Source organism: Idiomarina sp. (genome assembly GCF_019431395.1).
Lineage (GTDB): Bacteria > Pseudomonadota > Gammaproteobacteria > Enterobacterales > Alteromonadaceae > Idiomarina.
Map to the genome: position 1 here is coordinate 1,964,417 of NZ_CP080268.1, position 14,941 is coordinate 1,979,357.

15 protein-coding genes and 1 riboswitch are annotated in these 14,941 nt (G+C 47.9%); of the genes, 2 read left to right on the forward strand and 13 right to left on the reverse strand.

All coding sequences use genetic code 11. From position 1 onward, the window contains the following. From KZ771_RS09495 to trxA, 7 genes are all read right to left on the reverse strand, one after another. Positions 1–714, reverse strand: a complete 714-nt coding sequence (locus KZ771_RS09495) for a phosphotransferase (RefSeq protein ID WP_290653074.1) — start codon at positions 712–714, stop codon at positions 1–3. Next, complete coding sequence (gene pnuC, locus KZ771_RS09500; RefSeq protein ID WP_290653076.1) at positions 714–1,325, reverse strand: nicotinamide riboside transporter PnuC; 612 nt, start codon at positions 1,323–1,325, stop codon at positions 714–716. The genes KZ771_RS09495 and pnuC overlap by 1 nt, the downstream gene beginning before the upstream one ends. Positions 1,326–1,337: 12 nt before the next feature. Further along, entirely contained in the window at positions 1,338–3,437 is a 2,100-nt protein-coding gene (locus KZ771_RS09505) for a TonB-dependent receptor (RefSeq protein WP_290653078.1), read from the reverse strand. A 57-nt stretch (positions 3,438–3,494) separates the two neighbouring features. Next, positions 3,495–3,595: riboswitch (TPP riboswitch) on the reverse strand. A 20-nt stretch (positions 3,596–3,615) separates the two neighbouring features. Further along, positions 3,616–4,317 (reverse strand): NAD(P)H-flavin reductase, encoded by a 702-nt coding sequence (fre, locus tag KZ771_RS09510; protein ID WP_133539437.1) that lies wholly within the window; start codon positions 4,315–4,317, stop codon positions 3,616–3,618. Then, a complete protein-coding gene (gene ubiD, locus KZ771_RS09515) occupies positions 4,318–5,790 on the reverse strand; it encodes a 4-hydroxy-3-polyprenylbenzoate decarboxylase (RefSeq protein WP_290571143.1) in 1,473 nt (490 codons plus the stop codon). Further along, a complete protein-coding gene (gene rho / locus KZ771_RS09520) occupies positions 5,791–7,059 on the reverse strand; it encodes a transcription termination factor Rho (RefSeq protein ID WP_133539439.1) in 1,269 nt (422 codons plus the stop codon). 300 nt (positions 7,060–7,359) lie between these two features. Beyond that, a complete protein-coding gene (gene trxA, locus KZ771_RS09525) occupies positions 7,360–7,686 on the reverse strand; it encodes a thioredoxin TrxA (RefSeq protein WP_133539440.1) in 327 nt (108 codons plus the stop codon). Between the two features lie 93 nt (positions 7,687–7,779). Here trxA and rhlB point away from each other — a divergent pair, with 93 nt between their 5' ends. Next, on the forward strand, positions 7,780–9,057 hold the full coding sequence (rhlB, locus tag KZ771_RS09530; RefSeq protein ID WP_290653080.1) for an ATP-dependent RNA helicase RhlB: 1,278 nt from the start codon (positions 7,780–7,782) through the stop codon (positions 9,055–9,057). A gap of 1 nt (position 9,058) precedes the next feature. After that, positions 9,059–9,985: a Ppx/GppA phosphatase family protein gene (locus KZ771_RS09535; protein ID WP_290653082.1), complete on the forward strand. Its 927-nt coding sequence runs from the start codon at positions 9,059–9,061 to the stop codon at positions 9,983–9,985. 5 nt (positions 9,986–9,990) lie between these two features. Here the strand turns inward: KZ771_RS09535 and hemB are convergent, their stop codons facing one another. From hemB to tatA, 6 genes are read right to left on the reverse strand one after another with little or no spacing between them, the layout of a single operon-like run. Then, positions 9,991–10,992, reverse strand: coding sequence for a porphobilinogen synthase (hemB, locus tag KZ771_RS09540; RefSeq protein WP_290653084.1), 1,002 nt, complete (start codon positions 10,990–10,992; stop codon positions 9,991–9,993). Between the two features lie 32 nt (positions 10,993–11,024). After that, complete coding sequence (locus KZ771_RS09545) at positions 11,025–12,794, reverse strand: diguanylate cyclase (protein ID WP_290653086.1); 1,770 nt, start codon at positions 12,792–12,794, stop codon at positions 11,025–11,027. Further along, on the reverse strand, positions 12,791–13,582 hold the full coding sequence (locus KZ771_RS09550; RefSeq protein ID WP_290653088.1) for a TatD family hydrolase: 792 nt from the start codon (positions 13,580–13,582) through the stop codon (positions 12,791–12,793). Before KZ771_RS09550 ends, KZ771_RS09545 begins: the two co-directional genes overlap by 4 nt. A 9-nt stretch (positions 13,583–13,591) precedes the next feature. Continuing rightward, on the reverse strand, positions 13,592–14,314 hold the full coding sequence (gene tatC, locus KZ771_RS09555) for a twin-arginine translocase subunit TatC (RefSeq protein ID WP_133539446.1): 723 nt from the start codon (positions 14,312–14,314) through the stop codon (positions 13,592–13,594). After that, on the reverse strand, positions 14,311–14,670 hold the full coding sequence (gene tatB / locus KZ771_RS09560) for a Sec-independent protein translocase protein TatB (protein ID WP_290653090.1): 360 nt from the start codon (positions 14,668–14,670) through the stop codon (positions 14,311–14,313). Before tatB ends, tatC begins: the two co-directional genes overlap by 4 nt. A 2-nt stretch (positions 14,671–14,672) precedes the next feature. Beyond that, complete coding sequence (gene tatA, locus KZ771_RS09565) at positions 14,673–14,933, reverse strand: Sec-independent protein translocase subunit TatA (protein WP_290653092.1); 261 nt, start codon at positions 14,931–14,933, stop codon at positions 14,673–14,675. Between the last annotated feature and the right edge of the window lie 8 nt (positions 14,934–14,941).

Sequence of the window (14,941 nt, forward strand, 5' to 3'; positions counted from 1 at the left end):
TTATTCCTGATTTAATAACGTCGTCCATTGCTGATTAAGCCAGCGCACAAATAACCGGTGGTCATTAAGTTCATGATTGTCGATTACAGTATCGCTGTACTGGCGATAATAATGGCACAAGGCATCAGCGCTGGGATCATCAAGTTGATTTATTTCTATACTACTGGCTATATCTGTAAGCCGATCACCCCAACCTGCGTATTCCCAGTCGACAATCGTCAGTTTTTGGTTAACTAAAATATGTGCAAACGCCAGATCGAAATGACAAAGTACTTGCGCGCGATTGCTCTTTAATGCCTGCTTAAATTGTAACAGTTGCGCGCTTATTGCGCCGCCTAGTTTGTCTGCATAGGCATCGCACTTTTGCCATAGCGTGGTTCCCTGCCAGGCCGGCTGCTGCTGATGCACCAATGCCAATGCTTGCGCGGTTACTTTCAGCTTTTCAGTTTGACCCAGCGCAAACGAGTTCATGGGCGTGCCTTCCACATAACGTTGCAAAACCCATTGCTTCGGGTCAAGCGCAATGACATCGGGCGCTAATCCAGTTACAGCTAACTGTTGCTGCAACTCAAACTCAGCGCTGCGATCGAGACCAAAGCGTTGACTGTGCCGCAACCATTTAAAGATATAAGATTCAGTGCGCCCCTTCAGCCACAACACCTGATTTGCAGGCCCGGCAGTTAAGGTCTGAATTTCGATGGGCTTCTCTATCATTAGGATTCCGTCACCAACTCCGTGTGCTGATCCCGGCGCCAGCGATACATAGCGTAAATAACAAGCACGACGTATAGAACAAAAAGCAGGGCTGTAGCGACAAAACCTTTACTCCAGTATAAATAGACGTAGGCTGTGTCGATAATAAGCCAGTACCACCAGGTTTCAAACGCTTTTTGCGCAATTAACCACGTCGCCAGCAAACTAAAACAGGTGGTAAAGGTATCTAACCAAACCGCATCAGCATCGGTGAATTGCTGCAATGCAAGGGCAATTGCAATAGCCAGCGGTGTAAGCCAAAGCCATTGCCTTAAGTGCCACCGCCATGAGAATTTGAACCCGGTCGATTGCGCAGCATCGTCTTTATGTTGCCACTGCCACCAACCATAACCGGCTAGCGCAATATAAATGACTTGTAGCAACGACTCCATATAGAGCTTTGCCTGCCAAAATATTAGTGCATAAATGGTGCAGCTAACGGCCGCTGCCAGCCAACACCACTGGCGTTGGTGCGCCGCAAGCATAAGATAGGCTAACGCCAGTACCAAAGCTATCAGCTCCCAGCCTGAGCTCATTACTAACTGGTCAGCCACCCACGTTAACTGCTCCATTATACAATACCCTTAAAACTTATATTCTGCCGTGAAGCCGATACGGCGTGGTTCGCCATACTGACGATAGGTTTCTGTAACATACTCATCACGGGGGTCATTACCAAAATAGAAACCGCGAATATCAGTTTGTTCGTCGGTTAGATTGCGGCCCCAAAGCTTTAACTGCCAATTGCTCCAATAGTAACTGAGCTGTGCGTGCCACTGCACTGATGACTGCGCTCGTTGGTCGTGAGAGTTAGAAAAGTAAAAGCTGTCCTTGGCATCAGCCTGAACTGACCAGGCCCAATTATCCCCAAGCGATCCTTGCAAACCGATATTTGCGGTATAGTTTGGCGCATGTGCCTGTTCTCGTCCTGAGATATCCGTGCCGTCTTCTCTGACAAAGCCATCAATACGTGTTTTTAACCAGCCAACATTGGCGAAGATTTCCAGCTCCGGCATTAGCTGATAATTAACCTCAGCTTCGAGACCGTAATTTTTACCGCTGGCTGCATTTTCTAAGAAACCGACAAACGACTGATCGCGATTAATCCAGCTTTTTAATTGCACGTCATCGCGCCAGTTATAAAAACCACTTACACGCCCGGACATGCCGTCACCACTAGACCACTTAAATCCGCTCTCCAGGTTCCATAAGTGTTCGGGAGCAAATGTCGCGCGCTGTAAAAGATAGTTTTCGATTGATTCAAGCTGCTGATCCTTTGCCCGCCCAAGGGCTTCACCATTAACCCCACCAGCTTTATAGCCGCGGGCTATGGTGGTGTACCAGTAGCTGTTGGTTGCTAATTGATAACGCAAACTTAAGTTACCACCCACCATCGTATCCGCGGGCCGCTCAACAACATTATTACTGTCATTGTAGTCGGTCTCGTAACGCTCTAAACGCAAACCACTCAGTAAACTCCAGCGCTTAGCTAACTGCTGAATGAGTTCACCGTAAACGGCGTAATGACGGCGTTGCTGATCACTGTTAAAAATCGTTGGTATGCCGAGATCCCAATTAAAATAATCACGGCTAAGTTGTTGGTCTTTTTGATAGTGATAAATACCTAACGTCCACTTGGTAGGTAAACCCAATAGGTCGCTGGACTGTTTAGAGGTCAACCGTACGTCCAGCGTTAGGTCATCACGTTGTCTGGTGTAGGCATCAAAAGAGGAATACTCCCATCCCGGCGCTATACCGACATAGGTCCAGTCTTCGTCAAAACTGTATAAGCTGTCTGCAGTTAATCCACTGACTGCTATCTCAAGTTGAGCCGAGTCAAAACCATGATACATTGCGCCAAGTCGCAATGCCGTTGAACGCAAATCGTCATTACCTGGCTCATCTGAAAGGGTTTCGCGATTATTCTCCAGACTAAACGCATCATAACCATTATCGGTATCAATATGATGCAGCTGGGTTTGCAGCGACCAAAGCTCATTAATTTGGCTATCAACGCCTAGCCGGACAGCGAGCTCGTCTCGCTGTTCAGTATCATCGCGGTTCAGATAAACATTGTTGGTAAAGCCATCCTGATAAAATTGCTGAACCGAGAGCCGCGCATTACCCAGAACGCCTAAATTACCGCCTATAGCCAGCCCTATTCTACGTTCGTCATAATTGGCCAGCCCGAGGACAAGCTTGCCACTCAATAGCTCTGTCGGCTGCTCGCTTTGCATCACCACCATACCAGCCAGAGAGTTGACTCCAAAGCGACCACTTTGCGGCCCTCTGAACACCTCAACCTGACCAATATCAAATAAACTGGCAGCGCCGCCTAACCCTGAATAATCAATACCATCGATGATAAGCCCTACCGACGGATTAACATTGTCAACAAACTGAGAACGCTCACCAATTCCACGTATTTGAATAAATCGCGCTGTTGATGTCCCGCCCGAGAAATTAATGTTGCCGACCGTATTCAGCACCTCTTGCAGATGTTGGGCACTACGTTTTTGAATTACCTCAGAGTCAATAATAGCAATACTCTGAGGGGTTTGATTAAGGGTTTGTTGCTGAAAGTCGGCGCTAACTTCGATTGTTTCGAGTGGTTCAGGGCTTTGTGCATGCGTCAGTGTTGATAGTGAAACCGCGCTTGCAAGAATAGCAAAACGTTTAAACATGGATCATTTCCTATAATTAATGCGAAGAAACGATCCGGTAAGGCTTTATTGGATAGGTTTTTTTATTTTTACCATCCCTACGCCAGTATTAACCGGATCAGGTACAAAGGGTTCGCAAAAATGCATCTCAGCCCGGTAGGGCACCCCTTGGTATTGCCGCGTTAGTGTAACGCAGCGTTTATATAAATGCTAACGCATCACCGTGCAATTGCGACATCGATAGACCACGCGCGATAAAATCGTCACGAATGACTCGCACCATTTCAAAACGGCCTGCCATGTAAATCTGGCAGTCACTTAAGTTATCACGCTCCGCCATTACCGCGTGATGCACAAGCCCAACAGCATAGCTCCAATCTGCAGAAGCTTCTTCTATAACCGGGCGATAATTGAATAGCGGATGTTGCTCGGCTAACTGCTCAAGCTGCTGGTGCAAATATAAATCGCTCGCCTGACGTGCTCCCCAATAAAGATACACAGGCTGTTGTAAGCCATCAGCAAGTAATTTCTGCAGTATCGAATAGGTATAGGAGAATCCTGTCCCACCCGCTATTAAAACAATAGGCTGCTGCTGGGGTAACTTTACAAACGCATCGCCTGCAGGCGCGTCGATAATAAGTTGCTGCTGTTGCTTAATTTGCGTTAGTACCTCGCCCGCATAACTGTTATCAGGTGTCGCACCAACGTGCAGTAACCATTGGTTATGTTCAGCAGGGTCTGACGCTATGCTAAACGGGCGCTTGTCCCGTTCGCCCATAACAACCTGTAAGTACTGGCCCGCTTTAAAGTCAACAGGTTTCGGCAATTCTATACTCACTTCCCAGACATAATCAGCCAGTTGACGGGTTATAGCCGCCTTGCAAGTCAGCTGTTCTGACATTTACTTCTCCAGAATATTGAGTTGTTCCCAGAGCATATCAACGCGCTGTTTAACGTCTTCACTCATGGTAATAGGTTCGCCCCATTCGCGGTCTGTTTCGCCCTGCCATTTGTTCGTTGCATCCATCCCCATTTTCGAACCCAACCCCGAAACCGGCGACGCAAAATCCAAATAATCGATGGGCGTGTTTTCTACCATAGTAGTGTCCCGCGCTGGGTCCATTCGTGTTGTCATCGCCCAGATCACGTCCTTCCAGTCACGTGCATTGACATCATCGTCACAGACAATGACAAACTTGGTATACATAAATTGGCGTAAAAAAGACCACACACCCATCATCACCCGCTTGGCATGACCCGGATATTGCTTTTTCATCGTCACCACAGCCAACCGGTATGAACACCCCTCTGGTGGCAAATAGAAATCAACGATTTCAGGGAATTGCTTTTGCAATAGCGGAATAAAAACTTCGTTAAGCGCAACACCCAATACAGCCGGTTCATCCGGCGGACGCCCGGTATATGTGCTGTGATAAATCGGTTGTTTACGGTGGGTAATGTGGGTCACCGTAAACACAGGGAATTCATCGACTTCGTTGTAATAACCGGTATGGTCACCATAAGGCCCTTCCGGTGCTGTTTCGCCTGCCTCGATATACCCTTCAAGAATCATCTCGGCATGCGCCGGTACTTGCAGGTCATTACTCACACTTTGCGTGACATGAGTTTTGCCGTCGCGCAATAGTCCGGCAAAGGCATATTCAGACAAACTATCGGGTACCGGCGTAACCGCTCCCAAAATAGTGGCAGGGTCAGCTCCCAACGCAACTGATACCGGGAATCGCTCACCCGGATGTTGCTGGCACCATTCTTGAAAGTCCAATGCCCCACCGCGATGCGACAACCAACGCATAATGAGCTTGTTAGGTCCGAGTAGCTGCTGCCGATAAATGCCCAGATTCTGGCGCTCTTTATGCGGTCCCCGGGTTATGGTTAATCCCCAGGTAATTAACGGAGCGGCATCACCTGGCCAGCAATGTTGGATAGGTAATTTAGTCAGGTCAACGTCGTCACCACTTAACACAACCTCCTGACAGGGGGCTTTTTTAACCTGTTTAGGCGACATACTCAGCACTTTCTTGTATGTCGGTAACAAGCTCAGTGCGTCTTTAAAACCTTTTGGCGGCTCCGGCTCCTTTAAAAAAGCCAGTAATTTACCGACATCCCGTAACGCTGTAACTGAATCCTGACCCATTCCCATTGCTACGCGCTCGGGCGTACCAAACAAGTTGGCCAGTACCGGAATAGAGTGACCTTTCACGTTTTCGAATAACAATGCAGGACCGCCCGCCTTTAACGTACGGTCTGCAATTTCGGTCATTTCCAGATAGGGGTCAATCTCGGTACTAATGCGCTTAAGTTCGCCACGCTGTTCTAACTGCGCAATAAAATCCCGAAGGTCTTGATATTTCATTTAGCTATTACGCTGACGCTTCATTGACTCGAAGAACTCGTCGTTGGTTTTAGTCATCTGCAGACGGTCAATCAGGAATTCCATCGCTTCAACTTCGCCCATCGGGTGCATAATCTTCCGTAGGATCCACATTTTCTGCAGTTCGTCCTGCGTTGTTAACAATTCTTCACGACGCGTACCTGAACGATTGAAGTCGATAGCCGGGAACACACGGCGTTCGGCAATCTTACGGTTAAGGTGTAACTCCATGTTACCGGTACCCTTAAACTCTTCGTAGATAACTTCATCCATTTTCGAGCCGGTATCAATAAGTGCGGTTGCGATAATTGTTAAACTACCGCCTTCTTCGACATTACGGGCAGCACCGAAAAAGCGCTTAGGTTTATGCAGTGCATTGGCATCAACACCACCGGTCAAAACCTTACCTGAACTTGGGATAACAGTGTTATAAGCGCGTGCCAGACGAGTAATCGAATCCAGCAAAATAACGACGTCTTTTTTGTGTTCTACCAGCCGCTTAGCTTTTTCGATTACCATTTCCGCTACTTGCACGTGTCGGTTAGCCGGCTCATCAAACGTTGAAGCAACCACTTCGCCTTTTACCAGGCGGTGCATCTCGGTCACCTCTTCCGGGCGTTCATCGATCAGCAATACGATAAGCTCAGCTTCCGGATGGTTGGCCGCAATTGATGTTGCAACGTTCTGGAGCAATAAGGTTTTACCGGCTTTAGGCGGCGCCACGATTAGACCACGCTGACCTTTACCAATCGGTGCCGATAAATCCAACACTCGCGCCGTAATATCTTCGGTACTGCCATTGCCGCGTTCCAGACGAAAACGCTCGTCTGCGTGCAGTGGAGTTAAGTTTTCAAAAAGGATTTTATTACGGGAGTTTTCAGGCTTGTCGAAGTTAACTTCTCTAATTTTTAGCAACGCAAAATAACGTTCGCTATCCTTCGGCGGGCGTATCTTGCCGCCAATGGTGTCGCCCGTTCGTAAATTGAAACGTCGGATTTGACTCGGCGATACATAAATGTCGTCGGGGCCGGCTAAATAAGATGAGTCCGCTGAACGCAAGAAGCCAAAGCCATCCTGCAGGATTTCCAGCACGCCACCGCCATAAATATCCTCACCGCTTTTAGCGTGTGCTTTAAGGATTGCGAAAATAATATCTTGCTTACGCAGGCGAGCCATATTTTCAAGGCCCATGCTGTCTGCAAGTTCAACAAGTTCGTTTACGGGTTTATTTTTAAGTTCTGTCAGATTCATAGGAGGGTTTTCGAGTTATCGATTAATGGTTAAGTCTTTGGGACTCTCTGTGTAAAGTATTCTGTATAAAGTATTCTGTGTAAGGTTTAATACTTTTGCTTCGCTATTGATTTGGCCTGAATTCCACGAGGTGCGGTGCCAACAACTGCAAGATTCGTTCAGATTTATTCCAGCGTTTCGGTGGTCAATGACGCCTGGATGTTCAGTTAATGAGCAAAAACTATCATCAAATTGCTGATTCGTCCAGTTTTCACGACAATAAACAAAAAAACGGCGCTGATGCGCCGCTTTTTTAATCAATTAAATGTGCTGGTCTAAAAATTCGGTAAGTTGCGCGCGTGATAATGCGCCCACTTTGGTTGCGACTACTTCGCCATTCTTAAACAGCAGTAATGTCGGGATACCACGGATACCATACTTCGGAGGAGTCTGGTCGTTGTGGTCAACGTTCAGCTTACCAATAACGAGTTTACCCTCGTAATCACCGGCGATGTCATCAAGAATCGGCGCTACCATTTTGCATGGCCCACACCACTCTGCCCAGAAGTCAACCAGGACAGGCTTATCGGATTTAATGACATCTTCTTCAAAACTGTCATCACTTAGCTGAACAATTACATCACTCATGGTACTCTCCGCTACGTTCTTCGCGTGGAAATATTTTAAAATACTATTATTTATGTTTTTGAATGCAAGCGCAAACTGATATGCTTATAACTTATGACTAAAACACATCTTACAGAAACGCGTTTTGCCGAACTTGGGCTCAATCCTCAGGTCGAGCAAGCAATTACTCATGCTGGATTCGAGCATTGTACTCCTATTCAGGCGTTAAGTCTTCCCGTCGCCTTAGCTGGTCAGGATGTTGCCGGACAAGCCCAAACGGGCACGGGTAAAACCTTGGCATTTCTGCTCGCGACTTTCAACCGCTTGATGAACAAGCCCGCGGCGCCCGATCGCAAAGGGCCACGCGCCTTAATCATGGCGCCAACGCGCGAGCTTGCAATTCAGATTGCCAATGATGCTGAGCCACTGACTAAAAACTGCGACCTCAACATGGCAGTTATATACGGTGGTGAGGGCTATGAGGTTCAAAAACAACAGCTGGCTAACCAACCTGACATCTTAATTGGTACTACAGGTCGATTAATCGACTTTTATAAGCAAGGCTTATACGCGCTGGATAATATCGAAGTTGTCGTGTTAGACGAAGCCGACCGCATGTTCGACTTAGGTTTCATTGATGATATCCGCTATCTGTTGCGTAAAATGCCGCCGCCGGCAGAGCGCCTTAACTTGTTATTTTCAGCAACGCTGTCCTACCGTGTTCAGGAACTTGCTTACGAACACATGAATGCACCAGCAAAAGTTGAAGTTGAGCCAGAGCAAAAGACCGGCGTGCGTATCAGTGAAGAATTATTTTATCCTTCTAAACCTGATAAAATGCCGTTGTTGCTGACCTTAATTGAAGAAGACTGGCCCGACAAAGCCATCGTTTTTGCAAACACCAAGCACACATGCGATAAGATTTATAATTGGCTGGCAGTCAATGACCATCGTGTTGGGCTGCTCACCGGCGATGTGCCGCAAAAGAAACGGTTAAAAATTCTTGAGGATTTTGCCCAGGGTCAACTCGACTTTCTGGTTGCGACCGACGTTGCTGCACGAGGCTTACACATTCCTGCCGTTAGTCACGTCTATAATTTTGACCTGCCTGACGACTGCGAGGACTATGTACACCGTATTGGCCGTACCGGTCGAGCCGGAGCAAGTGGTGCAGCAATAAGCCTGGCATGCGAAGAATATGTTTATAACCTACCTGCAATTGAAGACTACATCGGGCACCCAATTCCGGTTACCAACTATGACGAGACGGCTTTACTGTCTGACCTAAAACGTCCACGGCCAAGCAATCGTCGACGCCGCCATAACAGCGGTGGTAATCGCGGCGGTAATCGCTCCCGACAACGAAAACCTGGCGGCCAACGTAAGAGCTAACATGAGCGCCAGTTTCAAACGCCTCGCAGCAATAGATATGGGCTCAAATAGCTTTCACCTGCTGCTTGCCGAGGTTTCTATGCGGGGTTTTTTCCCAAAGCCCCGCATTATTGCCCGATATAAGCACAAAGTTCGACTCGCAGATGGCTTCAACACATCGCTGGAATTAGATGCAGCGGCCATCGCCCGCGCGAAGGACTGTTTAAAAGGGTTTTCCGACCAGTTAGCGCGCTTCAAACCGGACGCACTCAAGGTTGTTGCAACAGCGGCTTTACGTAAAGCAACAAATCAACATGCCGTCTTACCAGAGTTAGAAGCGGTACTTAATTATCCCATCGAGGTCATATCCGGCGAGCGTGAAGCGGCTTTGATTTTTTCTGGTGTTTGTGCGGCTTCAGAACAAAAAGGTCCGATGTTAGTCATTGATATCGGCGGTGCCAGTACCGAGGTTATCGCCGGTGAACCGCTTAGGGCAAAAGTCCTCAATAGTCTCGATATGGGCTGTGTCGTATTTCAAAATAACTATTTTGATCAACAGACAATAACACGACAGCGCTTTAACGATGCTATACAGCAAAGCCGTTCTCAAATTAGCGGTCTTAAACAGCAATATCAGCAGGTTGGCTGGCAACATGTTTTAGGTGCCTCAGGCACATTTCGGGCAGTGGCAGAAATCGCTTTAGCAGAAAATCATGCCCAATTAACGACAGCTTGGCTGGCTGCACTGATAGAACGATGTATTGCCGCAGGCCACGTACAAAAACTGGACTTTGCCGGCCTTCGCGATGACCGCCGCGCAATTTTGTGCGGCGGTTTGGCTATCTTAATGGGGATACTGACCGAATTACAAATAAGCCAATTTGGAGTCACCAATGGTGCTCTTCGCGAGGGCCTTCTGGCCGAGCTTGTAGCCACCGAAACAGCCTAGTTTAATTACTTTTTCGCCATTTTTTTAGCAACCGTCTTAGCAAAGTACGTCAAAATACCATCGGCTCCGGCACGCTTGAATGCCAGCAGACTTTCCTCTATCACGTCCTCACCGAGCCAACCATTTTGAATGGCAGCATTCAACATCGCATACTCGCCACTCACCTGATAAGCAAACGTAGGCACGCCAAAACGGTCTTTTACTTCCCGAACAACGTCTAAATAGGGCATTCCCGGCTTTACCATCACCATGTCTGCACCTTCCTGGATGTCGAGACCAACCTCACGTATAGCCTCTAGCCGGTTGGCAGGATCCATTTGGTAGGTTTTTTTATCGGCCCCCTTTAAATTCCCCGAAGAGCCGACCGCATCCCGGAATGGCCCGTAAAACGCGCTGGCATATTTAGCGGAGTAGGCCATGATCGCGGTATTAACAAAGCCTTTTTCTTCTAATGCCTCACGAATGCAAGCGATACGACCGTCCATCATGTCGGACGGTGCAACAACATCAGCTCCGACACTCGCATGCGATAACGCCTGCTTTACCAACACCTCCGTGGTGATGTCATTTTGCACGTAGCCCTGTTCATCGATAATGCCGTCCTGCCCGTGAGTAGTAAAAGGGTCCAGCGCCACATCGGTCATTACACCGAGCTCGGGGCAAGCGGCTTTTATTGCTTTAACCGCACGTTGTGCCAGCCCATTATCATCATAGGCTGCTTCGGCCATCAATGACTTGGCGGACCCTGGCGTGACCGGAAATATCGCCACCATCGGGATTCCCAGCTCGACTAACTCTTCACATTCCTTAACCAGCAAATCGATACTTAGTCGCTCAACACCGGGCATTGACGCAACCGTTTCACGTTGCTGTTGCCCTTCTAAGACGAACATTGGATAGATTAAATCATTGACGCTAAGTGCATGTTCAGCGACCAGGCGTCGACGAAAGTCGCTGGCCCGATTGCGGCGCATACGACTAAAGGGAAAATGGCCTAATTCGGTCATAACAACAAACTCCTTAACATAAAATTGACCGGCTACACCGTAACGACTTGATCGCGACCCTCGCGTTTAGCACGGTACAGCGCTTCGTCTGCCGCCTTAAACAAGTGTTCTGTCGATTGTCCTGACTGACTATTCAACTCTGCCACGCCAACGCTAATGGTGATGTGACGGGGGCCTGAGTCGGTATCGAATGGCTGGCTTCTTACCTGTGTGACAAGACGGTCTGCAAAGGCTTCGGCTTGTGCCTGCGAGCAGTCGGCCAAAATAACCGCAAACTCCTCGCCACCATACCGACAAACAATATCGCCGGGGCGCTTTGCACTATCTTTTAGTCTATCAGCCATGCCTTTCAGAATTTGGTCACCAATAAAATGACCATGGGTATCATTCACTTTCTTAAAGTGATCAATGTCGATCATCAACAGGCTGAGTGGTCGCTTATTGCGGTAGGCGCGCCGATATTCTTTCTCTATCTGCTGACTGAAATAACGGCGATTATAAAGACCGGTTAACGAATCTTCGTAATTGCGCTTTTCAAGCTCAGCGTTTACATCCTGTAACTCACGTAACGCAATTTGTAACTCAAAGGTTCGCTCTTCTACGCTCCCTTCCAGCTCCTCGTTATAGCGTTGTTGGGCTTCAAGTTTCTCGCGTCGCTGTTCGTTATATCTAACAGCCAACACCCAGGAAAGTAATAATATCTCGATGCCGGAGCCCAACATGATGGCATGTCGTTGAATAAACATGCTATCAATCACTCCCAGATATCCCAGCGAGTTGGCCATTACAGATAACAGTAAGGTTCCCCAGGCAATGGTGAACATGCGCGCGTAGACAAAACCCTTACGCCACAAGTAAGCTCCTACAATCAACAAATACAGACAGCCTGGTGCGGCCAACGTAAGTAATACGTGGATACTGATTCGATAGCTCGCGAAAATACCTACTAACAAGGTAAAAAAGGACAAACCAGCCATAATAAACAGACCCCGGGCAAGGGTGCGGCGGTACTGTTTTAAGCGCAGGAGCTGATAGGCAAAAAGTGCGGCTGTTAAAAACGTTAAACTACCAAAAATTGGAATGCCTTTGTCTTGCAGAAACAGCGACTCCGGCCACAGATAACGAAAGCCCAAGCCATCCAGAGACAACATCAACCCGCCAAAAAACAGCGTGTACAAAGAGTAAAGACCAAACTCAGGCTCTCGTGACGCAACGAATCCGAACAGGTTATAGACAGCCATACATAACAGAACGCCAAAATAGATGCCTTCAGCTAATCTTTTTTGCATTTGCGTATCAAAAAACTGGGTTTCGCTGCGCATTGATAATGGCAGTCGCATCGAGCTTTCTGTAAGCGCACTAATGTACATAACACCAGCTTGACCAGCCGGAATTGGCACGGAAAACTCAGAAGTTAAAATCGGCCGTTGGTAATAAGGCTGGCGGTCGCCTAGCTTATAGGTCGTTATGTCGTTAGCTTTTACCCAGTACAAGTTAAGATAATCGATTAACGGATAACCTATGTGAAGTACTCGGTCGTAGCTTGCGCTCTCAATCGAGAGCCTGAACCAATATTCGTCCTCGGTATAACCAAAAGAGGCCCGCTGACTTTTTAATGGTTCCCACGTCACCGAGTCGTTATCATAAACATCCGCCAAGGTTAGCTGTTGTTCGCTGCTCAGATACTCGATATCGAGTTCATCGCCTGCCTGCGGCGCCTCGGCTTGCGCATTAACGCCAAACCAAAGCGTAAGCAGCAACACTAACCCGACGCCAAATAACCCATATAACCAACGCATCATACGCCTGCCTCCGACAACGCAAACAAGCGATACGCGTTATCCGAGGTCAACTTAGCGACTTCTCCCTGACTCAGATTTAAGTGCTGAGCCAATGCACAGCCTACTTCAGGCAGCCAATGTGGTTCATTGAATTTGGGTCGGGGACGTATCGTACGAGGCAACAAGAAGGGCGCATCTGTTTCAATTAATAACTGATCTTGGGGCAATAGTGGTAATGCCTCAACTAGTGCCTGGTTGCGGCGTTCATCACATAACCAACCTGTTATTCCAAACCAGTGTCCTCTTGCTTTGTAGGCTTTAGCATCCTCCGGCCCCCCGGTAAAACAGTGAGAGATACATTCAGTAGATGCTGAGCATAATTTATCAAGCAATTGGATCTGCTTTTCACGCGCATCGCGCTCATGAAGGTACAAAGGTAAGTCAAGCCGATTAGCCAGCTGAATTTGTTCGCTAAACACCTTGATCTGTTGTTCCGGCGGCGAATAATTTCGGTTAAAGTCCAGACCGCACTCACCAATAGCGACCACTGCTGGATGTTTTGCAAGTTCCGTCAAACGCTCAAGGTAGTTTGCACTGACCCCGGCTGCGTCATGAGGATGCACGCCTATAGTAGTTACCAGCTGCTCAGGGTATCGTTCGCATAGTGTAATGGCTGCCTGCGCTTCGCTTTCGTTAGTCGCGATAATAAGCTGGCGCGTTACACCTGCTGCTCGGGCACGCTCCATAACGCCGTCTAAATTATTTAGCAGGCGTGCGTTGGTTAAGTTAACTCCAGCATCAAACCACATCAGTGTTTATTATTCTTGTTCCTTTTTGGGTTGATACCACCGTCCAATGACCAGTCCCAATTCAAACAATAGCCACATTGGAATCGCTAACAATGTTTGCGAAATAATATCAGGGGGAGTCAGCAGCATGCCTAACGTAAACGCCCCAACAATAATATACGGACGCTTCTTACTGAGTGACTCCGGCGTACTCACCCCACTCCATATCAATAATACAATAGCGACTGGTGTTTCAAAGGCAATACCAAAAGCAATAAATATAGCTAAAACAAAATCAAGATAACGCGAAATATCGGTGGCTATGGCCACATCGGCCGGCGCAACACTGGTAAAAAATCCCATCGCAAGCGGCAAAACGACAAAGTACGCGAACGCAATACCGGCGTAAAATAGCATGGTACTGCTCGCCAATAACGGCACCACTAAGCGTTTTTCTGAACGATAAAGCCCAGGTGCAATAAAGGCCCAGATTTGCCAAAGCAAAAAGGGAATAGCGAGAGCGACCGCAATCACAAAAGTTAGCTTAAAAGGTGTAAAGAAAGGCGCTGCCACGTCAGTGGCAATCATTTGTGTGCCGGCAGGCAGGTGTGCAATTAGCGGGTCAGCTAATAATCGGTACAGGTCATTGGCAAAATAAGCCAATGCCGCGAATACGATGACAATGACAACAATAGCCCGCAATAGCCGGTTTCGTAACTCCAGTAAATGATCTAGCAGCGGTGAATCGCTCATACATCCGAACCACGCTTACCGTCAGTTGAACCGTCAGAACAAGTAGACGCCTCATCGTCGGTGCGCTGATAAGGCCTTTGCACGCTATCTGCCGCGCTTTGTAACTCTACAATTGAGCGCTGTAACTCCGGGCTTAAATCGCTAAAATCGCTGGCCTCTGCCTTTTTGAGGTTTTCGTGCAACTCTTTAATGCGTAACTCGTGGTCAAGCTCGTTTTGCATTCGCTGCCCATAGCTACGGATACCGGAAAGCGTTCGCTGAGCACTGCGAAGCGCAGAGGGCAATCGTTCGGGGCCGAGCACCAATAGGCCGACTATCGCTATTAACAACAGTTCCCAGAAGCCAATATCAAACATGGTTACTTCCGCGAGGAATCAGTTTCTGATCGGTCAGATTCAGTTTTATGTGATGCGTTTTTGTGCTCAGATAGCTGGCTATCAGGCTTGCCTTCTTTATCTGATTCCGCCTCATCCGCCTTATCACTGTCACCCATCGAGTTTTTAAACCCTTTAACGGCACTACCCATATCACTACCTAAGTTGCGCAAACGTTTGGTGCCGAAAAGCAGTACTACAATGACCAATAGAATAAGCAGTTGCCAAATACTAATGCCGCCCATAATTCACC

Bases quoted from the DNA above. Each gene is read 5' to 3' on its own strand.
- rhlB (WP_290653080.1), top strand. From the start codon at position 7,780: ATGACTAAAACACATCTTACAGAAACGCGTTTTGCCGAACTTGGGCTC.
- KZ771_RS09505 (WP_290653078.1), bottom strand. From the start codon at position 3,437: ATGTTTAAACGTTTTGCTATTCTTGCAAGCGCGGTTTCACTATCAACA.
- trxA (WP_133539440.1), bottom strand. From the start codon at position 7,686: ATGAGTGATGTAATTGTTCAGCTAAGTGATGACAGTTTTGAAGAAGAT.
- tatB (WP_290653090.1), bottom strand. From the start codon at position 14,670: ATGTTTGATATTGGCTTCTGGGAACTGTTGTTAATAGCGATAGTCGGC.
- KZ771_RS09495 (WP_290653074.1), bottom strand. From the start codon at position 714: ATGATAGAGAAGCCCATCGAAATTCAGACCTTAACTGCCGGGCCTGCA.
- KZ771_RS09535 (WP_290653082.1), top strand. From the start codon at position 9,059: ATGAGCGCCAGTTTCAAACGCCTCGCAGCAATAGATATGGGCTCAAAT.
- hemB (WP_290653084.1), bottom strand. From the start codon at position 10,992: ATGACCGAATTAGGCCATTTTCCCTTTAGTCGTATGCGCCGCAATCGG.
- rho (WP_133539439.1), bottom strand. From the start codon at position 7,059: ATGAATCTGACAGAACTTAAAAATAAACCCGTAAACGAACTTGTTGAA.
- KZ771_RS09545 (WP_290653086.1), bottom strand. From the start codon at position 12,794: ATGATGCGTTGGTTATATGGGTTATTTGGCGTCGGGTTAGTGTTGCTG.
- tatA (WP_290653092.1), bottom strand. From the start codon at position 14,933: ATGGGCGGCATTAGTATTTGGCAACTGCTTATTCTATTGGTCATTGTA.
- KZ771_RS09550 (WP_290653088.1), bottom strand. From the start codon at position 13,582: ATGTGGTTTGATGCTGGAGTTAACTTAACCAACGCACGCCTGCTAAAT.
- fre (WP_133539437.1), bottom strand. From the start codon at position 4,317: ATGTCAGAACAGCTGACTTGCAAGGCGGCTATAACCCGTCAACTGGCT.
- pnuC (WP_290653076.1), bottom strand. From the start codon at position 1,325: ATGGAGCAGTTAACGTGGGTGGCTGACCAGTTAGTAATGAGCTCAGGC.
- tatC (WP_133539446.1), bottom strand. From the start codon at position 14,314: ATGAGCGATTCACCGCTGCTAGATCATTTACTGGAGTTACGAAACCGG.
- ubiD (WP_290571143.1), bottom strand. From the start codon at position 5,790: ATGAAATATCAAGACCTTCGGGATTTTATTGCGCAGTTAGAACAGCGT.